22 protein-coding genes are annotated in these 25,113 nt (G+C 42.0%); 7 read left to right on the plus strand and 15 right to left on the minus strand.

What is annotated here, in order from left to right; genetic code table 11:
• Nucleotides 1-16: 16 nt before the first annotated feature.
• Entirely contained in the window at nucleotides 17-424 is a 408-nt protein-coding gene (locus ABXG83_RS04570; protein WP_353550308.1) for an OsmC family protein, read from the plus strand.
• 152 nt (nucleotides 425-576) lie between these two features.
• Here ABXG83_RS04570 and ABXG83_RS04575 read toward each other — a convergent pair whose 3' ends face one another.
• The 7 genes from ABXG83_RS04575 to ABXG83_RS04605 all read right to left on the minus strand — a co-directional run bounded on the left by ABXG83_RS04575 (nucleotide 577) and on the right by ABXG83_RS04605 (nucleotide 6,283).
• The gene (locus ABXG83_RS04575; RefSeq protein ID WP_353550309.1) at nucleotides 577-1,833 is read right to left on the minus strand and encodes a DUF2851 family protein; all 1,257 of its coding nucleotides are present in this window, start codon (nucleotides 1,831-1,833) and stop codon (nucleotides 577-579) included.
• A gap of 53 nt (nucleotides 1,834-1,886) precedes the next feature.
• The gene (locus ABXG83_RS04580; RefSeq protein WP_353550310.1) at nucleotides 1,887-2,465 is read right to left on the minus strand and encodes a Maf family protein; all 579 of its coding nucleotides are present in this window, start codon (nucleotides 2,463-2,465) and stop codon (nucleotides 1,887-1,889) included.
• Between the two features lie 199 nt (nucleotides 2,466-2,664).
• Nucleotides 2,665-3,597 carry a geranylgeranylglycerol-phosphate geranylgeranyltransferase gene (locus ABXG83_RS04585; RefSeq protein WP_353550311.1) on the minus strand — a complete coding sequence of 311 codons (933 nt, stop codon included), beginning with the start codon at nucleotides 3,595-3,597 and terminating at the stop codon, nucleotides 2,665-2,667.
• 47 nt (nucleotides 3,598-3,644) lie between these two features.
• The gene (locus ABXG83_RS04590) at nucleotides 3,645-4,160 is read right to left on the minus strand and encodes an HAD family hydrolase (RefSeq protein ID WP_353550312.1); all 516 of its coding nucleotides are present in this window, start codon (nucleotides 4,158-4,160) and stop codon (nucleotides 3,645-3,647) included.
• A gap of 384 nt (nucleotides 4,161-4,544) precedes the next feature.
• On the minus strand, nucleotides 4,545-4,784 hold the full coding sequence (gene iscX / locus ABXG83_RS04595; protein WP_178889627.1) for a Fe-S cluster assembly protein IscX: 240 nt from the start codon (nucleotides 4,782-4,784) through the stop codon (nucleotides 4,545-4,547).
• 297 nt (nucleotides 4,785-5,081) lie between these two features.
• Nucleotides 5,082-5,417, minus strand: coding sequence for a 2Fe-2S iron-sulfur cluster-binding protein (locus ABXG83_RS04600; RefSeq protein WP_353550313.1), 336 nt, complete (start codon nucleotides 5,415-5,417; stop codon nucleotides 5,082-5,084).
• Between the two features lie 95 nt (nucleotides 5,418-5,512).
• Nucleotides 5,513-6,283: a DUF2520 domain-containing protein gene (locus ABXG83_RS04605; RefSeq protein WP_353550314.1), complete on the minus strand. Its 771-nt coding sequence runs from the start codon at nucleotides 6,281-6,283 to the stop codon at nucleotides 5,513-5,515.
• 11 nt (nucleotides 6,284-6,294) lie between these two features.
• Here ABXG83_RS04605 and ABXG83_RS04610 point away from each other — a divergent pair, with 11 nt between their 5' ends.
• Complete coding sequence (locus ABXG83_RS04610; protein ID WP_353550315.1) at nucleotides 6,295-7,155, plus strand: alpha/beta fold hydrolase; 861 nt, start codon at nucleotides 6,295-6,297, stop codon at nucleotides 7,153-7,155.
• Nucleotides 7,156-7,515: 360 nt separating this feature from the next.
• Nucleotides 7,516-10,077: a type I DNA topoisomerase gene (gene topA, locus ABXG83_RS04615; protein WP_353550316.1), complete on the plus strand. Its 2,562-nt coding sequence runs from the start codon at nucleotides 7,516-7,518 to the stop codon at nucleotides 10,075-10,077.
• 206 nt (nucleotides 10,078-10,283) lie between these two features.
• Here the strand turns inward: topA and ABXG83_RS04620 are convergent, their stop codons facing one another.
• Nucleotides 10,284-11,360, minus strand: a complete 1,077-nt coding sequence (locus tag ABXG83_RS04620) for an acyl-CoA desaturase (RefSeq protein ID WP_353550317.1) — start codon at nucleotides 11,358-11,360, stop codon at nucleotides 10,284-10,286.
• A gap of 222 nt (nucleotides 11,361-11,582) precedes the next feature.
• Here ABXG83_RS04620 and ABXG83_RS04625 point away from each other — a divergent pair, with 222 nt between their 5' ends.
• Nucleotides 11,583-12,455 carry a transglutaminase family protein gene (locus ABXG83_RS04625; protein WP_353550318.1) on the plus strand — a complete coding sequence of 291 codons (873 nt, stop codon included), beginning with the start codon at nucleotides 11,583-11,585 and terminating at the stop codon, nucleotides 12,453-12,455.
• Between the two features lie 196 nt (nucleotides 12,456-12,651).
• On the opposite strand, the gene ABXG83_RS04630 is transcribed toward ABXG83_RS04625, so the two are convergent.
• Nucleotides 12,652-13,062 (minus strand): OsmC family protein, encoded by a 411-nt coding sequence (locus ABXG83_RS04630; protein WP_353550319.1) that lies wholly within the window; start codon nucleotides 13,060-13,062, stop codon nucleotides 12,652-12,654.
• A 35-nt stretch (nucleotides 13,063-13,097) separates the two neighbouring features.
• Between ABXG83_RS04630 and ABXG83_RS04635 the strand changes: the two genes are divergently transcribed.
• Nucleotides 13,098-13,427, plus strand: a complete 330-nt coding sequence (locus tag ABXG83_RS04635; protein WP_353550320.1) for a tRNA-binding protein — start codon at nucleotides 13,098-13,100, stop codon at nucleotides 13,425-13,427.
• A 64-nt stretch (nucleotides 13,428-13,491) separates the two neighbouring features.
• Nucleotides 13,492-13,989 (plus strand): methylated-DNA--[protein]-cysteine S-methyltransferase, encoded by a 498-nt coding sequence (locus ABXG83_RS04640; RefSeq protein ID WP_178889932.1) that lies wholly within the window; start codon nucleotides 13,492-13,494, stop codon nucleotides 13,987-13,989.
• Nucleotides 13,990-14,234: 245 nt separating this feature from the next.
• Here the strand turns inward: ABXG83_RS04640 and ABXG83_RS04645 are convergent, their stop codons facing one another.
• Both ABXG83_RS04645 and lepB read right to left on the minus strand, forming a co-directional pair.
• Nucleotides 14,235-14,720, minus strand: coding sequence for a cytidine deaminase (locus ABXG83_RS04645; protein WP_353550321.1), 486 nt, complete (start codon nucleotides 14,718-14,720; stop codon nucleotides 14,235-14,237).
• Between the two features lie 196 nt (nucleotides 14,721-14,916).
• Nucleotides 14,917-16,425 carry a signal peptidase I gene (gene lepB, locus ABXG83_RS04650; protein ID WP_353550322.1) on the minus strand — a complete coding sequence of 503 codons (1,509 nt, stop codon included), beginning with the start codon at nucleotides 16,423-16,425 and terminating at the stop codon, nucleotides 14,917-14,919.
• A gap of 145 nt (nucleotides 16,426-16,570) precedes the next feature.
• Here lepB and ABXG83_RS04655 point away from each other — a divergent pair, with 145 nt between their 5' ends.
• On the plus strand, nucleotides 16,571-17,446 hold the full coding sequence (locus tag ABXG83_RS04655) for a MerR family transcriptional regulator (RefSeq protein WP_353550323.1): 876 nt from the start codon (nucleotides 16,571-16,573) through the stop codon (nucleotides 17,444-17,446).
• A 157-nt stretch (nucleotides 17,447-17,603) separates the two neighbouring features.
• Here the strand turns inward: ABXG83_RS04655 and ABXG83_RS04660 are convergent, their stop codons facing one another.
• The 4 genes from ABXG83_RS04660 to ABXG83_RS04675 all read right to left on the minus strand — a co-directional run bounded on the left by ABXG83_RS04660 (nucleotide 17,604) and on the right by ABXG83_RS04675 (nucleotide 25,017).
• A complete protein-coding gene (locus ABXG83_RS04660; RefSeq protein ID WP_353550324.1) occupies nucleotides 17,604-18,755 on the minus strand; it encodes a sigma-54 dependent transcriptional regulator in 1,152 nt (383 codons plus the stop codon).
• A 33-nt stretch (nucleotides 18,756-18,788) separates the two neighbouring features.
• On the minus strand, nucleotides 18,789-20,843 hold the full coding sequence (locus tag ABXG83_RS04665) for a TonB-dependent receptor (RefSeq protein ID WP_353550325.1): 2,055 nt from the start codon (nucleotides 20,841-20,843) through the stop codon (nucleotides 18,789-18,791).
• A gap of 74 nt (nucleotides 20,844-20,917) precedes the next feature.
• Entirely contained in the window at nucleotides 20,918-21,904 is a 987-nt protein-coding gene (locus ABXG83_RS04670; RefSeq protein WP_353550326.1) for a pyruvate dehydrogenase complex E1 component subunit beta, read from the minus strand.
• A gap of 194 nt (nucleotides 21,905-22,098) precedes the next feature.
• Complete coding sequence (locus tag ABXG83_RS04675; RefSeq protein ID WP_353550327.1) at nucleotides 22,099-25,017, minus strand: TonB-dependent receptor; 2,919 nt, start codon at nucleotides 25,015-25,017, stop codon at nucleotides 22,099-22,101.
• Nucleotides 25,018-25,113: the final 96 nt, after the last annotated feature.

The raw sequence follows: 25,113 nt of genomic DNA on the forward strand, positions 1-25,113 counted from the left end.
TGGCAAAATTGACGCAATGACTTCACAAATTATTTATAAAGGTGAATTACGTACCATCGCTACCCATCTGCAGAGTGGCACCAGTATTGAAACCGATGCACCTACTGATAACCAGGGTAAAGGTGAACGCTTCTCACCCACTGATCTTGTTGCCACTGCGTTGAGTGCCTGCATGGTTACCACCATGGCCATCAAAGCCCGCACCCTCAACATTGATCTCGATGGCACCCGTGTAGATACGACCAAGATCATGTTAAGTGATCCCCGCAGAATCGGTAAGATCATTGCCCATGTTTATTTTCCACCCACCCTCCAACTCGACGACAAAACCAAAGAACTCCTAGAACGCACCGCCCGCACTTGCCCCGTGGAACGGAGTTTGCATCCGGAGATGGAGTTGGATATGGCGTTTTATTGGGGTTAGGGTTGGGTGCTGGGTACTAGGTACTAGGTACTGGGTGCTGGGTACTTGGTGATGGGTGATGTTTATATTGTTTTACATTACGCTAAGTATTCTTATCAAGCACCTTTTACCTTTTACCTAGTACCTAGTACCCAGTACCCAGCACCCATGACTCATCCTCTCAACAATCTGTTGCCTACGCTACAATCTAAACATCTTTTATTAACACAATATTGGGTGTGAAGTTCGAGGAGGGATTGGGTGTCGAGGGCGCTGCGGTTGGGGATGCCGGCGGATTTCCAGTAGCGGGTGATCTTGTTTTGTTCCGGTGCTAATTGGTAGAGCCAGTGAACCACTTTTTCCTTGTATGGTGTGTTGCCTTTTTCATGTCCATATGCGAATAAGATGGGTACTACTACATTGATCATGAGATGCAGGTTCATTTGCTCGCCCACAAAACGTGGCTCCTGCGATACGGGGTCATCAAAATTGAAATGCATGTTCCAATAGTGACTGGCTTTCACTTGAAATAAACGCATCACTTCTTCTGCAGTATTCATTTGTCTGATCTGATCAAAGAGATGTTCCCGCTGATGCACTAACATCGCCAATTGCGCTAAACGGATGGTCGGAAAAGAAGCAGGTCGCATGCGCAGAAATACCGGACCTCCATCTACTGCCTCCAATGCATATTTCTTTTTCAGGTGACGATGATTACGCAACAATGTTTTTGCATAAGGGTCTTTCAATTCTGCGTGTAAAAGTTTGGCTTGTCCGAATAAGAGTGCTTCTATTTCATCGAGATGATGCCGATGTCTTTTCACCACTGCATATGGAATGGATCTTGCCACTCGTTCAAAAAAAGCAGCATTCAATTTAGAACCAAAACCGGATGCCAGTTGCCACCAGAACACTTCATCCCAATGTTGTTGATTTTGTTGTAGCATCTGGAAGATCTGTTGCGATTTTCTTTCGAGTCTTTCGATCATCAATCTCTCCTTCCATGCAAACCATGTCAATTCATTCAATACGGGCAGGTGATGATGACAAGCTACGGTGCTGATCGTTTGCATCATGTGGGTATAACGCTCCAGCAATAATGTGGAGACCCGATTGGCTAACACGAGTACCGGAATATGTGTGGGTGTAGCACCATCATCTGTCCATACGACATGCAGGATCACATTGTTGTAATGTGTATCGCTGGAATGATTGTGTCGATGCCAATCGGATGAGCGGATATGCAATTCGATATGTCCGGCCCAGATCGTTTGTCCAATCCGAATTTTAGCCGCAGAGAAATCCGGTCCTTGATGGGTATTCAAAGTGCCGGGATGAAGGATCAGTAAAGGATCTCCACTTGTGGTCAATAAATGTTGGGATTGGAAATACTGAAACTGCCAGATGTATTGTAATAAGCGTTCATTCATTGTTCAGGTTTTGCCTGAAAATAAATGTGTCGCTATTGCGGTTTCTACCTGATTTAAGCTTGTATGCGTTCTAACAATTGCACGACCCTGCTCACAGGTAATCCCATCACATTGTAGAAATCTCCTTGGATGGAATGAATCCCTACTACACCGATCCATTCCTGGATGGCATAAGCACCGGCTTTATCATAAGGCTGGTATTTATCAACATAGAAATGGATCTGTTCTGCAGTCAAAGGATGAAACACGACCTCTGTAATATCCGAGAACGCATGTTCTTCTACTCCATTCATCACCACCACTCCTGTGATGACACGATGTGTTTGTCCGGATAAACGTTGCAGAATCTGAATGGCGTCCTCCCTATCCACCGGTTTGCCGATCACTTCATCATTCAATACCACAATGGTATCAGCTGCCAATATCCAACGCTGATCTTCTGCCGACAACTGTTCACGAATGACTTTCGCTTTATTACGTGCAATATGAACAGGCACTTCTTCTATGGCCATGTTTGCAGGAAAAGATTCATCCGTTGCTTGCACAATCACTTCAAAAGAAATTTCAGCCCACTCAAGAAGCATTTTTCTGCGGGGGGATTGGGAGGCGAGGATGATGGGGGATTGGGGCATTGGGGGATCGGGTTATTGGGTTTTGGGTGCTGGGTGCTGGGTGCTAGGTACTGGGTACTGGGGTTATATTTTTTTTATTTTTTCTATCTGCCATGGACTATAGCCCATCGCCTATAAACTATTTGCTATGACCTATTTGCCATGAACCATGGACCATGGACTATGGACTATGGACTATGGACCATCAACCATCTCCCCCTCAGTCGTACAAGCGAAAGAACACCATCGACAGGATGCCTGTTAGCATGACGAATTTTATGATTGTGCTGAGGCGGTGGAAATCGGCGGGGGTGTGTGATTTGAATAGTCGCGTCAAGATCCAGATCAGGGGTGCAATGATGGCGATGAAACAATATAAAGCACTATGCCACCATCCCATGGGTAATACGTAGAACTGTAAGATAACGAGTGCTGCGATCAATACTACTAACCATACTGCTACAAATAATTTCGCTGCATTGACGCCCCATACGATCGGCAAAGTTCTACACTCGTATTTTCTATCACCTTCTATATCTTCCATGTCTTTCACCACTTCTCGGATGAGTGAGATCACAAATGCAAAAGAAGCATAGAGCATGGTCAGTCTGAAGAAACGCACTTCTGCATGTCCGACAGACAGTAGTTGTTTGATCTGTAATGGTTGTTTGGAAAAGAAAAGTATCAATAGTACCCAGGCTGTCAACAATGATATGACTACATTCCCCACCAATAATTGCTTTTTGAAATTGGTGGAATAAAACCAGAGTAATAAAATGCTTCCCATATTCGCCAATACGAGATGCCAGTACAATGAAACAGGCAATGCATATACGGTGAAGAATAATCCCAGCATACTTAACAGCATATGCCAGAAGATGACCCATCGTCTGCTGATGATGGTATTCACCACTACTTTATTCGGCTTGTTGACCTGATCAATATTGAGATCAAAATAATCATTGATGATATTTCCTGCAGCTGCGATACAAACAGAAGCGATGACTATGAACCAGAATTGCTGTCTGTGCTCGGGTTCATCCGGACCATAAATGCGTTCATAGATACAGTACTCAAACAATAATTGCGTGAGTATGATGAATACCATATTGGGCCATCGGATGAGTCGTAAAAATGCAGCGAGTATTTTCAATAGTGAAATTTATGACACAAGATAAGTAATGCAGAAAAAACAAATCGTTATTTCGATGCTACACTGGTATCATCACCCCAGTCATTGCGAAGTTTGAGCACTTTCTCGATCACATCACGCGCACAACCCATCCCTCCTGTCAGATGTGAGATATACAAGGCTTTGTCTTTGATCTCTTGTGCGGCATCGGCCGGACAAGCCGGTAAACCTGCCAGCTGTATAACTTCCAGATCGGGGATATCATCACCCATGTATAAGACTTCTTGTTTGGGTATCTGGTGTTGTGTGAGATAATCGGCGAGTATTTGTTGTTTGTTGTGCGCTTTCATCCACACTTCTGTAACCCCCAACTTATTCAATCGCTCTTGTACTTCCGGAGAATCACCACCGGAGATGATCAATACGCGGTAGCCTCTTTTTACTGCGAGTTGTAAGGCATAGCCATCTTTGATATTCATCTTTCTGGCCATCACGCCATTGGGTAATACTAACAGTGTTCCATCTGTTAATACGCCGTCTACGTCGAAGACGAATGTGGTGATATGTTGAAAGGTATTTAGCATGAATTATTGGGATTTGGATCTTCGTTACTAAAGGCTACTCTCTATTTACTTTTTTGTCTTGACACAAAAAAGTAACAAAAAAAGTCAAGGCTCTAGAAAAAAAGCTACCCTTCGACAAGCTCAGGGTTTCTTCGTTGCGCTACAATGGATGAAGTCTAAAACCAAGCTTTTGTTATAAATGTAACGAATCTGCACTTCATCTGTGGTACTAAGCCAAGCATCATCCATTGCTTAACGCTTCATTGCGTAAATTTCTTAACGCTTTTTTTCTAAGGCCGAAAACGTAAACAATTTGTAATAACCTATATTCTGTTTTCTAGATTACATGGAGTACCCATTATTAAATAGCACGAGGCTTAAGCCCCGTGCTATTTAATAATGATTTTATTTTTGATTGTCTCTCCACTCATACACCCATGCACTTTGGATCATCTCGAGATGTCCTTCGTTGCTTTCTTCGCGCTTTCCTTCGAAATTAGGGATTTGAAGGATCCATTCCAGCAGATCGGTGAAACGTATGCGATAGATTTTACTTTCTGTAAAATCATCCCCAAAACGTTCGTATAATTTCATGGCAATATCTTCATGATCTGCCCAATGTATCGGAGGTTCAAAATGACTCATGGTAATTTAACTTTTAAGCATTGTTCTACTTGTGTGTAACAAGCCTTAATAACCAATCAGGTTTCGTTTGATAACTTTTTTGTTCCTGGGCCACGGGGCCCCGTCCCTGTTTCCGGGCTGCATTGGCCTCTGATCAGATCCGCTTCGCGAGCTCTGATCTGTCTTCGCTACGCTCGACACCGACCCCAATGAGGCCCGTCCACAGGGACTGATTAAGAATGATCATTTTTATCCCGCCTCAGCACTCACTACTCACTACTCACTATTCACAATTGACCATTCACCATTCACTACTCACTACTCCCCCAAAAACTGCGTCTGATCCGGCAAAGTCACTTCAACTTCACCTGATCCATCTTGCAAAACACACTGACATCCTAATCTGGAATTCAGTCGCGGGTTAATGGCTCGATCGATGAAATCTTCTTCTTTATCACTCAACTCTTCTAAATGTTCCATCCCCTTTTCTACATATAGGTGACAGGTACTGCAAGCACATACGGCTCCACAGTTATGATGTAATTCGATCCCATTATCCAGACAAACTTCCAATAAACTTTGATCAGGTTCAATACCTGTTAAAGTAACGGGCTCCAGTCCTTTCTGTTCAAATTTTACCTTAATAGTGTACATATCGGTTCCGTTTGGAGTGCAAAAGTATCTCAAATCAGTTTCTTATGGGCATCTAATCTGATTTTTAGGGCTAAATCATCGGTTTTCGCAACTGACTAGCGTATATGTCCGAATTTGTGCAGGATACTCTGGGTCATTTCGTCATAGATTTTCAACAAAACCGGCTCATCCGCCAATAAAGACCGGTGTTTTTCGATCGTTATGCGGTCTCCCCGGAATGCGGGTCCGGCCTGTACATTTTGGGGATGTTGGGTTTTGATCTGAGCGATCACTCCTTCTATCAAAGGATAAAACCAGGAAAACTGGATCTCTTGCTCCTGACTATAATCGGCTGCCAGATGGTATAAATGATTGGTGAAATTGGACGTGATGGCGGCGATCAAATGCATTTTTAATCGCTTGGCATCATCTGCCTCATGCACCTGATCGGAGATACTGCCTGCCAGTTCACGGATCACTTGTAATGCCTGATCCTTATTGGCATCGATCATGATCGCACACGGACCTAAAGTTGGCATGTTTGTTCGGATCATTTTCATCGGCCATAATACGCCATATTGATCCGCTATGCCATTCAATACCTCTTTTGATACCGCACCCGCCGCATGTACCAATACCCCTTTTTTGATAATGAGTTGTTGCGCTACTTCCTGGATTGACCGATCACTCACGGATACTACAAACAGATCCGCTTCTTGTGGTAAAGCTTGCAGATTTTCAACAGCCACCGTTCCCAGTTCATCCGCTAACAGACGGGCTTTTTCAGGATGTCTGTTCCAGATGGCTTTGATGGTATGTCCGGCCTGTTGGAAAGTTCTTCCCAATACCGTTCCTACATTACCGGCTCCTATCAGTACGACGTCCATATCTTTATATTATGGAAATGAAATTAGCACAAAGAGTTGTGATCGGCTACTATAAAACCAAACTACGTACCATCGGTATAGTCTCTCCGCGGATGGCTGCTGAGCAGGCTTTTAAAATATTCTGTACACCGTATACCAAAGGGGTACATCAAAAACAACCTCCTATTTTTCACAAAGCACATGTCAAGAACTGGTCATTTGAAGATTTGCAGATCCAAGGTTTTCACTGGCTTCCTGAAAAACCCAATGGCCAGAAAGTATTGGTGGTGCATGGCTTCAGCAGTTACAGTTATAAGTTTGAGAAATACGTTCAACCTTTGTTATCCGCCGGATTCGAAGTTTTCTTATTTGATGCGCCTGCACATGGTTTGAGTGAAGGAAAGATCATCAACGCACTGATCTATAAAAGATTCTTGACTGCAATCGATCAGCAGTTCGGACAAATGGATGCGTTTATCGCCCATTCTTTGGGTGGACTCGCCACTTCCCTCTTGGCGGAAGAAGTACAGGGAAAAAGAAAACTGGTATTGATCGCTCCTGCTACCGAAACCAGAACTGCGGTAAATGGATTTTATAGGATGTTTAAAATCAAAGAGCCGGTTCAGCAGGAATTTGAGTCAATGATCCAACGCATCATCGGTAAACCATTGGATCACTTTTCCATTGCCAGGGTGATGGGTAATATCCAGCTGCCTGTTTTATGGGTCCATGATCAACAGGATCGTATTTGTCCGTATGCAGATACTCTACCTGTTCAAAAAGCCGGACATCCACATATTCATTTTTATATCACGGAAGGATTGGGTCATAACAAAATTTACCGGGATCAGCAGGTGATTAAAAAAGTGATTGGTTTCTTGACAGAGGAATAGTTAGCAACTGAGATACTCCATGTTACGTAATTGATGGGCCGCAGATTTTTATGATTGTTATGATTTTAGCTGATAAAACAACCAATCATAACAAATCTTATAAAATCTGCGTTCCATACCCCTCCATCATCATTCATTATCAACAGTTAAATACAGGTACTTATCTCCCGAAAATCGGGAAGAAACACTCCGTACTACCTCCTGAATTTGTGCACATTTTTTGTGTTTTCATGGTTTCACCTAATATTGCAGGGTAGCAAAGCCCGATTTGATACCATATATATAGGTATGAATCAGGCGGATTTATCTACGAATGATGACAAATTAAAGTCTGCCTGAGGGCGGAAACGGAACTAGTACATGGCAAAGAATTTATTGATCGTTGAGTCTCCGGCAAAGGCCAAAACCATTGAAAAAATCCTCGGATCTGATTTCGAGGTAAAAAGCTGTTATGGTCATATCCGGGATCTGGAAAAGGATGATATGGGTATTGATGTCAACAATCAATACCAACCCCGCTACATTGTACCTGAGGATAAAGAACGTGTGGTAAAGGAATTGCGTCAACTGGCCAAAAAAGCAGATGAAGTATGGTTGGCATCGGATGAGGACCGTGAAGGAGAAAGTATCAGCTGGCACCTGGCTGAAGTATTAGGCCTTGACCCTAAAACCACTAAACGAATTGTATTCCATGAGATCACTGCCCCTGCCATCAAAAAAGCAGTGGCGCAACCTCGTCTCATCAATATGGACCTGGTGAATGCACAACAGGCCCGCAGAATTCTGGACAGATTGGTAGGTTTTGAATTGAGTCCGGTATTATGGCGTAAGATCGGTATGCAGCGTAGTCTCAGTGCCGGTCGTGTACAGAGTGTGGCGGTGAGATTGATCGTTGAACGGGAAAGAGAGATCAATCATTTTGTTCCGGAGAGTAGTTATAAAATTGAAGCGCTTTTTGCTGCGAAAGACATCAACCAGCGTGATGTGGTATTCAAGGCAGATGGTCCATCTAAGATCAGCACCCAACAAACAGCATCTGATTTTCTGAAGAGCTGTAAGCATGCAGATTATAAAGTCATTGATGTTACCGTTAAGCCGGCAAAACGCACACCTGCAGCTCCTTTCACCACTTCTACCCTGCAACAGGAAGCTTCCCGTAAACTAGGGTATGGTGTGAGTAAGACCATGTTGCTGGCACAGAAACTGTATGAAAGCGGTAAGATCACTTATATGCGTACAGACAGTATCAACTTGAGTGATACGGCAATGGCTGATATCAGAAAAGAAGTGGAAAGCAGTTATGGTCAGGATTATTATCAGCCGCGTAAATACAAAAACAAAAATGAGAGTGCGCAGGAAGCTCACGAAGCCATCCGCCCTACTTATATGAATAACAGAACGGTGGCTGATGAAGATACACGCAGACTCTACGAACTCATCTGGCGCAGAACCATCGCTTCTCAAATGAGCGATGCTGAATTCGAAAAAACCGTTGCTAAAATTTCCATCTCTACCAATAATGATACATTAAGTGCTACCGGTGAAGTGATGAAATTTGATGGCTTCCTGAAAGTATACCTCGAAGGGAAAGATGATGAAGATGAAGATGATACAGAAGGCATCCTTCCTCCATTGGCGGCCGGACAAACACTCAACTTCCGTGAGATGACAGCTACTGAAAAGTTTACCCGTCCTGCACCACGTTATACGGAAGCTTCTTTGGTGAAGAAACTGGAAGAACTGGGTATTGGTCGTCCTTCTACCTATGCACCTACCATTTCTACCATCATTAAAAGAAACTATGTAGAGAAGCGTGATAAAGAAGGTGTGAAGAGAGAAGTGAATGTATTGCGTCTTACACAGCAACAGGAATTAGAAAAAGAAATCCTGACGGAGAATACAGGTGCTGAAAAAGGAAAACTCTTCCCTACCGATCTGGGTATGGTAGTAACAGATTTCCTGAAGCAACATTTCGGTAAAGTGATGGATTTTGGCTTTACTGCCCGTATTGAACAAGAGTTTGATGAGATCGCTGCCGGCAAAACACGCTGGAGCAGCATGATCGATGAATTTTATAAACCTTTCCACGAAAACATTGAGCATACCCTTGAGAATGCAGAAAGAGCCAAAGGAGAAAGAGAATTGGGTGTGGATGTAGAGAGTGGTAAGAAAGTAATTGCCAGAATGGGCCGTTACGGTCCGATGGTACAGATCGGCAATGCGGAAGATGAAGAAAAGCCTCGCTTCGCTAAACTGAAAGCCAATCAAAGCATTGAGACCATTACCTATGAAGAGGCGATGGAACTGTTCTCTTTGCCGCGTGTATTGGGTATGTACGAAGACCAGGAATTATCGGTGAATGTCGGACGTTTTGGTCCATATATAAAATTGGGTGATCAATTCATCTCGATTCCTAAAGGTGAAGATCTGCATACCATTGAACTGGAACGTGCCATTGAATTGCTCAAAGAAAAGCAACAAGCAGATGCCCCTGTTGCCTACTATAATGAATTGCCTGTTACCAAAGGCAAAGGCCGTTTTGGTCCATTCATTAAATGGAATGATATGTTCATCAACATTCCAAGGGCTTATGATTTTGACAATCTTACACAGGAAAATATCAATGAGCTGATCGAGAAGAAAATGGAGAAAGAAGCCAATCGCTTCATTCAACAATGGCCTGCGGAAAAGATCAGCATAGAAAATGGTCGTTGGGGTCCTTTCATTCGTTTCAATAAAAAGATGTTGAAAATGGGCCGTAAAGCCAACGGAGAAAAATACACTGCCGAAGAGCTTGCCACCATTGAACTAGACCCCATCAAACAAATGATCGAAGCCCAGGTGCCAAATGCCTTTGCGAAGAAAGCAGTAAAGAAAGCAGCGAAGAAGGCGGGGAAGAAGGCTGTGGCGAAGAAGAAGTAGGTTATCGGGTAATCGGGTTATCGGGTAATCAGGTTATTGGGTTATTGGGTAATTGGGTATTGGGGTGAGATGAATTTTCTTTTTGTTAGTACTAAAAAAATTGCGGGATACATTAATAATGTACCCCGCAATTTTTTTACCCGATTACCTGATTACCCAATAACCTGATTACCCGATAACCTGATTACCCGATAACCCGATCCCCCCTACGGCCTCCCCATCTGACGAAGAAACCTTACGTGTGCTACAACGGCTTTACGCATGGTGGGGTATTCGATGTATTGTAGTTGGTATTCTCTGCATACGTTACGTACGATCTCGCTGATGGCGGGATAGTGTACGTGTGATATTTTAGGGAACAAGTGATGTTCGATCTGGAAATTCAATCCACCTACCAGCCAGCTAACCAGTTTATTCTTGGTAGCGAAGTTGGCAGTTGTTTTGATCTGGTGTGCTGCAAATTCATCAGGCAGTTTATTGGTATCAATATCTGCGATCGGGAATTCGGTATGTTCTACGGTATGTGCTAACTGGAATACGATGCTCAAAACAAAGCCTGCAAAGAAGCTCATGATAATGAAACCGATCATCCAATACAACCAACCAACTGTTGCGATTGGCAGCACGATGAAAACGATGGCATGATATACTTTCACACTCCAGAACTCCACATGATCATTCCAATTCATTTTTTTCAAAGGAACAGAACCGATCTTTTGTGAGAAATATTTTTTGTAATCAGCAAAGAAGATCCAGAATACATACAGGAGCATGTATAAGATCCAGAAATACACGTGCTGAAACTTGTGCATTTTATAATGTTTTTGTGTAGGTGCCATACGCATGAGGATACCTACTTCGATATCATCATCTACCCCATCTACATTGGTGAAGCTGTGGTGGATCATGTTATGTTTCATATTCCACATAAAGTGATTCGCTCCTAACATGCTGATAGAAGAAGCCGCAATGCGATTCACCCATTTATTAGTGCTGAAACTACCATGACTACCATCATGCATCACATTGAATCCGATAGCAGCAACGAGTCCGCCTAATATGATACACTCCAGTACGGCTAAATACCAAACCGGTGTCATTAATAACAGATGTAGATACACAAGAACAAAAGCGATCACCATGATGATGGCTTTTGTGAAAAGCTTTGGGGTACCCGTTGCCGGTATACCTCTTTCATCAAAATACTGCTGAACTCTTTTCTTTAATTCTGTGTGAAGCGATTGTTTAACCGAGGGAAATTTGGGTGTAGTGACCTGTGACATGAGAATACTAAAAAATGATAATCAACAAAATAACGCTAATTCTTTTACACTTCACTGTTAAAACCTGTTTTTTACGAAACTGTGGCAATGAACGATGAAATGTTGTCAATATTATTCTACAAACAACTGATATTTCCACAGGTACTGAATAACTTGTTATTGACAAATACAAGGATTTTAATTTAGTTTGATATTATAAAGGATAGGAATAGTACCACAGCTATGCAGGAAACCAAGGAAATACACGCATTATTCACCTTAATAGACGACCCGGATGAGGAAGTCTATTCTACCATCTCTGAGAAAATCGTTGAATATGGTAAGGGCATTATCCCTAATCTGGAGCATTTATGGGAAACCACACCCAGTGAAGATGTTCAGGAAAGAATTGAAATGATCATTCATAAACTTCATTTCACAGATCTGTGTAATGATTTTACAGAATGGAAGAATAGTGCATATCATGATCTTCTTTTTGGTGCTTTACTGGTTTCTAAATTTCAATATCCTGATCTGCAAACCAGTCCGGTTTTAGAAGAGATCGAAAAGATCAGAAGAAATATCTGGCTTGAACTGAATAGCTTTCTCACACCTCTTGAACAAGCCAATGTACTTTCCAGCATCCTATACAACTATTGCAATTTGAAAGGATCGGAGATCAATTATGAAAAACCGGATGAATTCTTTTTGCATAAAGTTTTAGAAAGCAAAAAAGGTAATACACTTTCCAATGGATTGATCTATCAGATCCTTTGTGATCAGTTAGATATCAATGCGCGGATCATCAATATTCCCAAGCAATGTATCATTGCTTTTTTCCATTCTGATTTTGATCCGGCCATGCATCCGGGACATCCACAGGAAAAAATTCATTTCTATGTAGATGGCACTACCGGACAAGCATTTTCACATGCAGATATTGAAAGTTATTTCAAGCGCATATCTGTTCCTCCTGTTGCATCTTATTTCAAACCTCAATCCCACAAGCGACTCATTCAGCAACTCATCGAAGAAGTCGCCAAATGTTTTGACAGCCCTGTGAATGCATACAAACATGCTGAGCTGCTGCAGTTGGCGGGGTTGTTGGAGGAATAGGTGCTGGGTGCTGGGTGCTGGGTGCTGGGTGCTGGGTGCTGGGTGCTGGGTAAAAGAAAAGAGAGGAGTACATGATTTATTGTACTGCTCTCTTTTTTTATTTCGGATACAGAAAAAATTTTCCCCGCATCAAAAAGACATTTACATGACCCAATACCCGACACCTAGTACCTAGCACCCAGCACCCAACACCCAATCACCCCAACACCGCTTCCAAACTAATCGCCATATTATACGCTTTGCTGACGGGGCAGTTGGCTTTGGCGTCGGCGGCGCATTCTTGGAATTTTTCGGAAGAGATACCGGGTACTTTTGCAGTGAGTTGTAAATGTGAAGAAGTGATCACTCCGTCTTCTAATGTAATGGTACATTTTGTTTCAAGTGATTCCGGTGTGAAGCCGGCAGCACCTAATACAAAACTTAACTTCATCGTGAAACATCCGGCATGTGCTGCTGCCATGAGTTCTTCAGGATTGGTTCCTACACCTTCTGCAAATCGGGAGTTGAAAGAATATTGTGTCTTGTTCAATGTGGTACTTTGTGTGGTCAAATGGCCATTGCCTTCTTTACCTGAACCATTCCACACGGCTGTTGCTTGACGTTTCATGATGATTATTTTTTAGATTTGGAAAAATAGTTTTTATGATCAGTTGGGCTGATTTTGAAAAAATAGAAATACGCAGCGGAACGATTCTTGAAGTTACTGATTTTCCCAAAGCCAAAAAACCTGCTTACCAGCTAAAGATCGATTTTGGTCCATTGGGTATCAAACAATCTTCTGCACAGATCACACATCACTATACTGCTGCTGAACTAGTCGGCAAACAGATCGTTGCAGTGGTCAATTTTCCTCCCAAGCAGATCGCCAATTTTTTTAGTGAGTGTCTTGTATTGGGTGTCTATGATCAGGATCACCAGGTGGTATTGTTACAACCTGAACGTAAAGTAGACAATGGTCAATTGATCGGTTGATCTGTCTATTCAAAAGGATTTGTATATTGTTGTACAGTTCTACCCTTCCCAAAACATCTACACCATGAGCGAACTCTATTATACTTATTATGAAAGTCCGGTAGGCTTGCTCAAGATTGGCGGCACTGATCAATACATCGGCGAACTGAGCTTTGTGGATAACCCTGATCAGTTGACTTATGGAGAACCCGGTATCAGCGAGATCATGCATCAATGCACCGAAGAGCTCATCGAATTTTTTCATGGTAGTAGAAAACAGTTTACCGTTCCTATTCATCAGGAAGGCACTGAGTTTCAAAAAAGAGTCTGGAGTGAATTAACAGAGATCCCTTATGGAAAAACGATCAGCTATATGGACATGGCCAAACGCCTTGGCGACCCTAAAGTCATCAGAGCAGCCGCCAGTGCCAATGGCAGAAACAATATCGCGATCATCGTTCCCTGTCATCGTGTGATCGGCAGCGACCGCTCCCTTATCGGCTATTCCGGTGGCATGTGGCGTAAGAAATGGCTACTGCAACATGAGTTTAAGATTACGCATGGGGTGCAGACTTTGTTTTAGGTGATCGGGGTATCGGGTGATCGGGGTATCGGGTGATCGGGTGATCAGGGTATCGGGTGATCAGGAAATCGGGTGATCGGGTGATCAGGGTATCGGGTGATCAGGAAATCGGGTGATTGGGTAATTGGGGTGAGATGTTTGTTGACAGTTGACGGTTGATATGAAATAGTCTAATTACCTCTTTTCTTTCCATGGACCATGGACTATGGACCATCGACTATGGACCATGAACCATACGCCATCCGCTATTTCATATCCTCACTTGTAAAACTTAGCGGTAACAGGCTTCCTGCCTGGGGTATTACGTAGACATTTCCTTCGAGGCCGGCGAGTATGAGGCGGATTGGATTTTTTACGCGCAGCTCATATTCATGTAAACTTTGTCTACAGATACCGCAAGGTGATATCGGGTGATTACTCTTGCCTTTTGTATTATCATAGCTAATGGCAATCGATTCAATGGCAACTCCGGGATGTAAGGTTGCTGCAGCAGATAATAGTACCCTCTCTGCACAAATGCCTACCGGAAAGCTGGCATTCTCCTGATTGGTGCCTATTACCAATGCCCCATTGGCCAATTTCGCAACGGCACCTACTTTAAAGGCAGAATAAGGTGCATATGCCTGACTCGTTACTTCTCTTGCATGATTCAACAATGTTGCATCTTCCTGTTTCAACGCACTTGCATCAGCATACACTTCATAATCTAGTTTGTACTGTTGATGATTCATAAAAAACGCTTTTAGACAAAAAAGTCCTCAAAGCTTACGCCATGAGGACCTATTTGGTAAGGAAAGTTAGTAAAATTTCAGAAAAAAATATGTTAAAGAGGAAAGAAATGAGAAATAAGGAATAAGAAATAAGAAATCAGAAAGTGAGAATCACATACTCATTTCATATTTCTTATTCCTTATTTCTTGTTTCTTATTATCTAATGCTCTTCATCAATCTCTTCCATCTCGGACCTTTATCCCAACTGAACCAGATGAGGGATGCTTTTCCTACGATATGTGTTTCGGGTACAAAACCCCAGTAACGACTATCCTGGCTGCGATGGCGATTATCACCCATCATCCAGTAGTAATTATATTTTGTAACGTAGGTATTGGTTTTTTGTCCGTTGATGAAGAACTGTCCGTCTTTCTCTTCTAAAGTATTGCCTTCATAAGTTGCGATCAGTCTTCGATACAAAGAGATATTTTGTTGGCTCAATAACAATGTATCTCCTTTTGCAGGTACACGTAATGGACCATAATTATCAATACTCCAAGGATAATTCGCTTCATCTGCAGGGAAAGTCATGCCGATATAATTCTCTGTATAAGGTGAATCCGATACGAAATTGGGTAACTTCCTAAGCTTCGCTAATTCATCTGGTGTAACATTGAATTTAAAGCTGCTATCACTCAGCATTTCCAGTTGTTGCTTCGTATCATCGAGATCAATGCCCAATTCTTCTTTTAAGAAGTCTGGATCGTAAGGTTTTTTATTGGTCACAACAACATATTCTGTTTGTGAGCCACCCGGCACCATGGCAGGTTCTCCATTCACATATAACTGTCCGTTACGGATATGCAATACATCTCCACCTACCGCTACGCAACGTTTGATGTAGTTATCTGTTTTATCCATCGGATGAACGATGATCGGATATTCAGGACTGGCAAACAGTTCTTGTCTGTTGCCTTTGAATGTAAATCGTAACACATCATAGTAGGTTACTTTACTTCCGAACTCAGGTCTATTGATGATGGTATCTCCGGCCGGGAAATTGAAGACCACGACATCATTTCTTTTCACTTCGGTGAATGCAGGTAAACGCTTATAGGGTATCTGTATCCATTTCAGGTAAGAAGGTGTGGTTTGAGAAAATGGCATTGTGTTATGAACAAAAGGAAAAGACAATGGCGTTTGTGGAATTCTTGCACCATAACTCATTTTATTCACGAAGAGAAAATCATTCACCAATAAGGTCTTCTCCATACTTTCAGTAGGAATCACATACGCTTCAAAAACAAAGGTACGTATGATGGTTGCGGCAACCACTGCAAATACACCTGCATCCACCCACTCTCTCGAACCAGGTTTTTTATAGGCTTTGAATGCTTCTGCACCATGCCATTTTTCTTCTTTGGAAAAACCGAGATAAGGAAAATAAATGAAAGGCAACAGTACAGTAGCTGTATGATGAATAAGATTGAATCGTTTGAAATGCATCACGAAGATGATGGTGATCCAAATTGTGATGAATTGTCCGGCGATCGGAATCAATTGCAACCAGAACCAGTATTTACGAATATGACATTTCTCAACGATCTGCCAGGTGTTATAAAAGGGGATCAAGGCTTTCCAGGGTTCAATACCTGCTTTTTTGAACATGCCCCACATTCCCAGATGCCAACCAATGATGCCAACGATGAATAGAGTTAAACCCATATTTTGTTTTTTGCTAGAAACAAAAATATCCTTTTCAGACAGATACTGAAGCAATCAGATTAAAACTTTTGCTAAAACGGATGAAATCCTGCTGAATGCTGTATTTTTATACACCTGAGCGGTATCAGAACTCCAAATCTTATTCATGAATCACTTTACGATCAAGGACATTGAGAATCTGAGCGGCATTAAGGCCCATACCCTGCGTATTTGGGAACAACGGTATCAGTTGTTCATTCCCAAAAGGAAGGAAAGTAAGCACCGCTACTACGACAATGAGGACCTGAAACATATCCTTCGTATTTCTCAATTATACCACAACGGTGTCAAGATATCCAAGATCGCTCAATTACCCGCTTCTTCCATACGCTCAATGGCCATGGAACAACCGATCGGCAAACAGAATACAGATATTTATATCCATCGTTTGATAGAGGCTTCTATTGACTTTGATGAAGATCGATTTGAAGATTTATTTGAGCAGGCCATGAAGCAATTTGGATTGGAAGCTACGATCATTGATGTGATGTATGCTTTTCTGGAAAGAATCGGTTTATTGTGGCTGACCGATCATATCATACCCGCACAAGAACATTTTGCCAGTAATATCATCAAAAGAAAGATCATTGCTGCTTTGGATGCTTTGAAAACAAAGCCTTCCACGAGTTCGCCCAGTTATGTGCTTTTTACGCCTGAAGGAGAACAACATGAAATCCCATTACTGCTCAATCATTATTTGATGAAAGTAAGTGGAAAAAAATGTGTGTATATGGGTGTGGATGTGCCTTTTGATGACCTCGAAACTTATGTAAAACTGAAAAATCCCAAGTACTTATATTTCCATGCCATTACCCATCTTTACGAACAACCGATAGATGATTTATTAAAACACCTGAAACAACAATTCAGTCAGCAAGAAATTATCATGTCCGGACCACTCACCAGAGAAGTAACGAAAGATATTCCGGGTGTTACACTGCTTAGATCCATGCCGGAGATGCTGGAATTCGCGAAGAGGTGATCGGGGGTGCTGGGTGCTGGGTGCTGGGTGCTGGGTGCTGGGTGCTGGGTAAAAACTTTTGACAGATGTACCTTATTGTACTTATACTTATTTTTCCAACATCCTAAATACGATATTTCACATCTGCTATAAGCTATTTCCCATTCGCTATCCCCTATTACACATACGCACTCACATCCGCTGCGGTGATCTCTTTGCCGGATAGGATCACGAGTCTTTCTACCACATTTCTGAGTTCACGGATATTACCTGTCCAGTCATGATTTTTGAGTGTATCGATCGCTTTTTTCTCGATTCCTTTTTTGGCTTGTCCATACTCCGTTGCAATATCATCCAGGAATTTATCTACGAGCAAGGGGATATCGTCTCTTCTTTCATTCAGTGATGGTACATGGATAAGGATGACGCCTAAACGATGATACAGGTCTAATCGAAAATTCTTTTCTTCTACTTCTTTCAACAGGTCTTTATTGGTTGCAGCTACTACACGTACATCAACAGCAATCTCTTTATCACCTCCGACTCTGGTGATCTTTCCTTCCTGTAAAGCCCTTAATACTTTGGCTTGTGCACTCAGACTCATGTCGCCTATTTCATCCAGGAACAAGGTGCCACCACTCGCCTGTTCAAACTTACCAATGCGTTGTTTGATCGCAGATGTAAAAGAACCTTTTTCATGACCAAACAATTCACTCTCGATCAACTCTCCGGGAATCGCGGCACAGTTGACTTCTACCAATGGACCTGATGCACGATTGCTTTTTTCATGAAGCCATCTTGCTACCAATTCCTTACCGCTTCCATTACCGCCAGTAACCAATACACGGGCATCAGTAGGTGCTACTTTATCAATGGTTTCTTTGATACGTACAATCGCTTCACTCTCACCAATGATCTCCTGCACTTTAGATACTTTACGCTTGAGTACTTTGGTCTCCTGTACCAGCGTGGTCTTATCCATCGCATTGCGAATCGTGATCAACAGTCGATTCAGGTCTGGTGGTTTTGAAATATAATCGAAAGCACCTTTTTTAACCGCATCTACCGCTGTTTCAATATTTCCATGTCCACTGATGATGATCACCGGTGTATCTGATCCTGTTTCCATGACTTTTTGAAGGAACTCAATACCATCCAGTTTGGGCATTTTGATGTCGCATAAAACCACATCAAAAGAACCTGCCTGAAATTTTTTCAACCCTTCTTCGCCATCAGCTGCTTCTTCCACTTTAAAGCCTTCATTGGAAAGAATATCCTTTAATACGTTACGAATAGCTCTTTCATCATCTATGATCAGAATGGTAGGCATAATACAGTTTTTGCTAAGTTAATGATTCGGTTTTCAGCGTAGACCAAAATTCATGCCGAAGGTAAAATTTCTGGGGGCTGCAGCATTGTAATAGCGCCTTCCTACTGCATTGATATCATTGCCGAGACTGTATAGCTGATTCAACCCATTATCCATACTCAAAAATATCTCAATGCCTTTTTTACGGTATCCTGTTCTGCCTTGTAGTAATTGATAAGGTGCGGCACTTGCATCATTCGCATCATTCAAAGAGATGGCTGCAGTGGCATTGAGGGCTGCATGCAGGTACCAGCCTCCTATTGTTTCAAGTTGTACCCCTGTAACCCATGTATATCGTGGCACTCCTGTCAACGGATTGTCATCATACACTGTATTGCCCTGACGATAATTTTCAAAACGATACGGCTGATAACTAATGGATGATGTGAGATATAGTTGACTGATCCCTTTGGTTCTTCTTGCTATCAGCTTAGCTTTCAGCATTCCTTCAAAGCCTTGCTGCATAGTACTTCCCGCATTCACAAAATATTCTGCTCCGCCAGCACTATTTCTTCTAACGATGGCATTTTTCAATCGAAAGCGATACCAGGATAGATCAAATTGCAGATATTCATTGAAAGCATATCCCTTCCATCCTATTTCAAAATTCCATCCTGTTTCTGCATTCAGATCACCATAAAAATTTCCGTCTGATGGACGAAACTCTGCCAATGTAGGTGCAGAAAAACCTTTTGCAGCAAGGGCATACCATGTTGTGGAGGGTGTTATTTGATAAGACAATGCAATACGGGGAGTTACTACAGATCGTATGGTTTTTTGGGTATAATCAGTATTCGCAATATTGACACGCTTATAACGATATGATTGTTCATTAGAGCTGATACCCACCTGAAGCATCCATTTATGATTGAAGCGATACTGCAGTTGTGTAAATACAAACCATTGTGAAGCATGCACCCGATCACTATATTGCAAAGTATCTTTTATGCCTCTTCTGTTTCCAAAATTATCAATGTTTGCAAATTGATATTGCCATTCGATTCCTGTGTTCCATTGTAACTGATGTATATCATTGCCCCACTTATACTGCCATTGCGTTCCCGCTCCTGCATTATCTTCTGCACGTTCTTCAAAATTGGTGATAAAGGGATTCTTGAATGCGGTTAAACTACCTGTTACAAAAGATCGAATGGTATTGCTCTCGTTGACTGTCCATTCATGATGTACACCAACATAACCTGTCTTATTATAAATGGCTGTTTGCTGTTGTACAGCTCCGGGCAATGTTCCTGCTGGCTGTCTGGCCTGCTGAGGATTCATATTGAACTGGGCTTCATTGATACCACCGGGTGTTTGATAAAAAAGATCTGTATACATTGCCAACAATCGCCACACTTGCTTTTTCTTTTGCCAACTGGCATGCCAATTAAACCCATCTCTTCTCATTCTTGATTGCTGACGATATCCATCAGATTGCAAGTGTATCTGTTTAATCGTGCTATTGAATGAACCGGATTTGTATTCCCAACCACCCTGCAATTGAAACAATCCAAATGAGCCACCTGATAATCCACCGGAGAAATGATGCTTCCCCTGTATATTTTCTGATGGATTGGTTTTTAATAATACAGCTCCCCCTGTTCCTGCACCATAAGCAGCAGCCACTGGACCTTTCAAAATTTCAGCACCGGTTACTTGTGTGATATCGATCAAATTCAAATAGGTATTACCGCCTCCATCGGTTAATGGCAATCCATTCCAATAGACTTTAATATTTCTAACACCAAAAGGAGAGCGAAGTAAACTTCCTCTTATAGATAAACGATAACTACCGGGCGAGCGTTCTTCCATACGAATTCCCGGAATCGCATTGAAGACAGGGATGAAGTTGGGCAAAGGACTATTGCGAAGTTCATTTTTCTGAATGATGGCAATGGATGCGGGTAATTCTTTCCATCCGGCTTTACCATGAAATGCCTGTACCACCACCTCCTTTAGTACGGAAGATGTATCTATAAAATCTTGTGCTGATAACGCAACTGTTATTACAGATCCTAAAGCCAGTAATAAAAGTTTTATACGCTTCATATCAACTTTTTGTACTTACAAACAAAACCCAGAGTTTGTAGACTCTGGGTTTGCTTTATCATAAATATCCTTGTTTACTTTTTCATGTACATCACTTCCTTCACCAGTTTCACAGTACGCGCAACATCCGGAATTGCCAGTGATGTTAAGTTAGGTGCATAGTGCATCGGTGCATCTGCACTTGTGATACGACGGATCGGAGCATCTAAATAATCAAATCCTTCTTTCTGTATGCGGTATGAGATCTCAGAAGAAACAGATGCAAATGGCCACTGCTCTTCCACGATCACCAGTCGGTTGGTTTTCTTCACGCTTTCAAGGATGGTCATCCAGTCAAGTGGACGTATGGTGCGTAAATCGATGACTTCAGCGCTTACGCCTTCTTTTTCCAGTTCAGCAGCAGCACCTAATGCTACTTTCATCATTTTATTGAATGATACGATGGTTACATCGCGACCTGATTTTTTCACATCTGCTTTACCGAGTGGAATATAATATTCTTCATCAGGAATATCACTCTTATCGCCATACATCACTTCACTTTCCATGAACATCACAGGATCTTCTTCATAACGGATGGCTTGTTTCAACAACCCTTTGGCATCATAACCATTGGAAGGTGATACTACTTTGATACCGGGAATATTGGCATAATAGCTTTCGAAAGCAGTAGAGTGTTGCGCGCCTAATTGACCGGCACTACCATTAGGGCCGCGGAATACGATCGGACAGCCGATTTGACCACCGCTCATCGCCAGCATCTTAGATGCAGTATTAAGGATCTGGTCCATTGCCAATACGGCGAAGTTCCAGGTCATGAATTCAACTACCGGGCGAAGTCCATTTTGAGCTGCTCCTACAGCAACCGCTGCGAAACCAAGTTCTGCGATAGGGGTATCGATCACTCTTTTGGCTCCGAATTCGGCCAACATTCCTTGGCTCACTTTGTAAGCACCATTGTATTCAGCTACTTCTTCACCCATCAGAAACACCCTTTCATCTCTTCTCATTTCTTCACTCATGGCCTCTCTTAAAGCCTCTCTGAAAGCAATTGAACGCATATTGTCTGTTTGTTAAATGAGGAGCAAAAATAGCAGATTCTAAGGAATCAGAAAAAAGAAACCCAAATGAAGAAACAAGGCTCAAGTAACAAGAAGCAAGGGGCGGAAAGCCGGGTATATGCCCCAAAAAAAGAGTGAGAAAGCTTTCACTTTCTCACTCCTTATTGAATAACAATATTGGTAACGACTAGGGCTTAGAATACATTCCAGCCATAGCTTACATAGTACAATCCGCCAATTTGTGGGTTACCCCATCCGGTACGATAGTAGTTATTGAAGATATTGGTACCGCCAATCTTGATCATAGATTTAGTAGCAGGTAATTTATAGCTCAATACTGCATCTACCGTTCTCATATATGGTACTACACCTGTCCCGAAAGTACCTTCATACAGGAAAGAATTAGACCATCTGTATTGGATATTGAAACCATAACGCTTACCCTTACCAAAACCTGAGTTATTCAGGGCAGCATTTACACGGTATTTTGGTGTGTTGAAATAAGATACAAATCCGGTTGGTACATCTCCGATTTCATCATGATAAATATTACCAGAGAAAGAGAAGTTACCTGGTAACAAGTATTCAACTGAAGCACCCCAACCTGAAGTCTTTACTTCACCCGGAGCGTTTACAGAAATGCTGTACGCGATTCTTGTATTTGCATTGAGTAAATCAGCAGGGTTGAACGTAGTAGCATTTCTTGATTGAATAGCTGTAACACCACTCAAGAAATCTTTATAACGACCCCAATATGCATATACATCGATCAATAATTTCTGTGCAACAAGACCCTTATAACCTACTTCGAAAGATCTCATAGATTCAGGCTTGAATTCACCGAAAGTCTGTTGTTGTAACAGTGCAGGGTTTGGTGCACCCGCTAAAGCACTAGCTCCGAAAGCTTGCACACTTGCCAATGTGAAAACAGGGTTTGTGCTGAACTTGTAGAAATTACGTAATTGAGGCAGACCTCCCAATAATCTGGTACCACCACCTACCGTTAAATTGATCCACTGATTTTGAGTGGTTGGGAAACGGTAAGCTGTTTGATAAGAGAAACGGAGGTTATGATCTTTTGCCAATTTAACTACCGCTGATGCTCTTGGTGTAAAACGACCTTTGAAGTTGGTGTTTTTATCATATCTACCAGAAACGGTCAACTTAAGTACATCATTAAAAAGACGCTGAGAAATTTGTGTATAAGCACCAAATTCATTGATTCTGATCACACCTGCAGTATCTGCAAATAAAGTACCTTCTGAATTCAGTACATATTGTTTAGCACTTACGCCGATCAACCAATCAGTATTTGTTTTAGCGAGACCAAGATCTTCAGTAAGATTGTATTGACCATCAAATACTTTTAGTCTTGATCTGTCTAAGAATAAACCACCACCTTTAGAGATAGGAGTTCTTGCTACAGATTTGAACAATGGGTTGTTACCGATAAAGCCGGTTGGACGACCTTGATCTGCAAATGCTCTTGCCAAATTGTTTGATGTATTAAAGTCCCCACCGCCGTCCATGAATGTTACATAAGTAGCAATGTATTGAGGATACCAAGCCGAACTTGGTTTCCATGCTTCATTGAACAAACGAGTGGTAATAGTTGCGTTGAATGAGTTACCCGCATTTTCATGTGTAGAATAATAACGAGCATACCAGTTCTTATGTTTCAGTTCATACTTAAACTGAGCGATACGCAGGTCTTTTAATGAGTAACGATCGCTACCTGTATAAACAGTATTACCGGTTCCGAAATAAGCATTGAAAGAAGCTTCAATTTTATCGGTCAGTTTGTAATGCAGGCCACCTGTTAATTTTACATTGACAGTAGTTGGATCCACCACATCACTTTCATAATAACCGGTACGGCTAACAAACTGATTGCCCAATAAGTTTCTTGAAGGAGATGCACCATAAATCAATGGAGATACCCCTGCATTTACTAATGCACCCGCACCAGCAAGTGTCAAGAACTGATTGAACTGAGCCAAACGTGCACCCGGATTCGCTGCTAAGAAGCCATTGAAAGCGGCCAGTTGTCCTGAAGTAAGACCTGCAGCTGCAAATACCTGAGATGCGATCGCTGACATACTCAGCGATGTTTCATCTCCATAAAAGTTAACACCATCGTAGTTAGGATCGGTATTTCTGTCTCCCGGAATTTTGAATCCGTTAGGAGTACCAATGATACGAGAATAGTTTTCGCCCTGATTTGCCAACCAGTCTTGTGCTTGTACAAACTGAGCATTGATTTTGAAAGCAAACTTTTCTGTTACTTTCTTCGCCCAACGAAGACTCCAGTCATAAAAAGGAGCAGTAGGACGTTGCTTTGAGTCAATATGATTCACCCCTTGCTTGATCTGGAAACTCAATCCCTGATATTTGAAAGGGTTTTTACTATTGATCAATACAGTACCATTCATACCACCCGGACCATACAGTGCTGAAGAGGCACCGGGAAGTAATTCCATATTTTCAACATCCAATTCACTTAAACCGATCACGTTACCAACGGAGAAGTTCAAGCCAGGAGCTTGGTTATCCATTCCATCCACGATCTGGTTCAAACGAGTGTTACCACTACTATTAAACCCACGTGTACCCACACTTCTGAATGTAAGACTCGCAGCTACAACGTCAACACCTTTCAGGTTGGTCAACATGTCATAATAGTTCGCTTGCGGAGTACTTCTGATCGCAGCAGTACTGATTCTTTCAATAGAAACCGGAGATTCCAGAATACGTTCCGGAACCCTTGATGCTGCAACTACAACTTCATCCCCCAATGTAAAAGCAGGAGTCAGATCCACATTTACAACTTCATTGTTACCTTTTACAGTAACTTCTTTGCTTGAATAACCAACAGAAGATATCACCAAAGTGAACGGTGGTTTCTGAACGGTAGTAAAACGAAAATTACCTTTATCGTCAGTAAAGGTTCCAACTGTTCCTCCTTTGATAGTGACAGAGATAGCAGAAAGCGCTTCCTTGGAGCTGGCATTTTTTACACTACCGGAAACGGTAGTTGTCTGTTGTGCCATAACAGGGATAGTAATGGCAGAGGCTAGGGCCACAGACAGACATTTACTGTAGAATCTTCTCATATTGGCAAGATTTAGTTATTATAGAGCAAAATAGCAATTGTTAGTTTTATCTGAAAATTTAATTTGTCCACAAAATCAATGCTTTGTTAAGAAAAA

The organism is Sediminibacterium sp. KACHI17, assembly GCF_040362915.1.
Taxonomy (GTDB): domain Bacteria; phylum Bacteroidota; class Bacteroidia; order Chitinophagales; family Chitinophagaceae; genus Sediminibacterium.

What these genes read in the sequence shown, in the direction of transcription:
- ABXG83_RS04570 (WP_353550308.1), top strand. Translation starts at nt 17, where the DNA reads ATGACTTCACAAATTATTTATAAAGGTGAATTACGTACCATCGCTACC.
- ABXG83_RS04575 (WP_353550309.1), bottom strand. Translation starts at nt 1,833, where the DNA reads ATGAATGAACGCTTATTACAATACATCTGGCAGTTTCAGTATTTCCAA.
- ABXG83_RS04580 (WP_353550310.1), bottom strand. Translation starts at nt 2,465, where the DNA reads ATGCCCCAATCCCCCATCATCCTCGCCTCCCAATCCCCCCGCAGAAAA.
- ABXG83_RS04590 (WP_353550312.1), bottom strand. Translation starts at nt 4,160, where the DNA reads ATGCTAAATACCTTTCAACATATCACCACATTCGTCTTCGACGTAGAC.
- iscX (WP_178889627.1), bottom strand. Translation starts at nt 4,784, where the DNA reads ATGAGTCATTTTGAACCTCCGATACATTGGGCAGATCATGAAGATATT.
- ABXG83_RS04600 (WP_353550313.1), bottom strand. Translation starts at nt 5,417, where the DNA reads ATGTACACTATTAAGGTAAAATTTGAACAGAAAGGACTGGAGCCCGTT.
- ABXG83_RS04605 (WP_353550314.1), bottom strand. Translation starts at nt 6,283, where the DNA reads ATGGACGTCGTACTGATAGGAGCCGGTAATGTAGGAACGGTATTGGGA.
- ABXG83_RS04610 (WP_353550315.1), top strand. Translation starts at nt 6,295, where the DNA reads ATGGAAATGAAATTAGCACAAAGAGTTGTGATCGGCTACTATAAAACC.
- topA (WP_353550316.1), top strand. Translation starts at nt 7,516, where the DNA reads ATGGCAAAGAATTTATTGATCGTTGAGTCTCCGGCAAAGGCCAAAACC.
- ABXG83_RS04620 (WP_353550317.1), bottom strand. Translation starts at nt 11,360, where the DNA reads ATGTCACAGGTCACTACACCCAAATTTCCCTCGGTTAAACAATCGCTT.
- ABXG83_RS04625 (WP_353550318.1), top strand. Translation starts at nt 11,583, where the DNA reads ATGCAGGAAACCAAGGAAATACACGCATTATTCACCTTAATAGACGAC.
- ABXG83_RS04630 (WP_353550319.1), bottom strand. Translation starts at nt 13,062, where the DNA reads ATGAAACGTCAAGCAACAGCCGTGTGGAATGGTTCAGGTAAAGAAGGC.
- ABXG83_RS04635 (WP_353550320.1), top strand. Translation starts at nt 13,098, where the DNA reads ATGATCAGTTGGGCTGATTTTGAAAAAATAGAAATACGCAGCGGAACG.
- ABXG83_RS04640 (WP_178889932.1), top strand. Translation starts at nt 13,492, where the DNA reads ATGAGCGAACTCTATTATACTTATTATGAAAGTCCGGTAGGCTTGCTC.
- ABXG83_RS04645 (WP_353550321.1), bottom strand. Translation starts at nt 14,720, where the DNA reads ATGAATCATCAACAGTACAAACTAGATTATGAAGTGTATGCTGATGCA.
- lepB (WP_353550322.1), bottom strand. Translation starts at nt 16,425, where the DNA reads ATGGGTTTAACTCTATTCATCGTTGGCATCATTGGTTGGCATCTGGGA.
- ABXG83_RS04655 (WP_353550323.1), top strand. Translation starts at nt 16,571, where the DNA reads ATGAATCACTTTACGATCAAGGACATTGAGAATCTGAGCGGCATTAAG.
- ABXG83_RS04660 (WP_353550324.1), bottom strand. Translation starts at nt 18,755, where the DNA reads ATGCCTACCATTCTGATCATAGATGATGAAAGAGCTATTCGTAACGTA.
- ABXG83_RS04665 (WP_353550325.1), bottom strand. Translation starts at nt 20,843, where the DNA reads ATGAAGCGTATAAAACTTTTATTACTGGCTTTAGGATCTGTAATAACA.
- ABXG83_RS04670 (WP_353550326.1), bottom strand. Translation starts at nt 21,904, where the DNA reads ATGCGTTCAATTGCTTTCAGAGAGGCTTTAAGAGAGGCCATGAGTGAA.
- ABXG83_RS04675 (WP_353550327.1), bottom strand. Translation starts at nt 25,017, where the DNA reads ATGAGAAGATTCTACAGTAAATGTCTGTCTGTGGCCCTAGCCTCTGCC.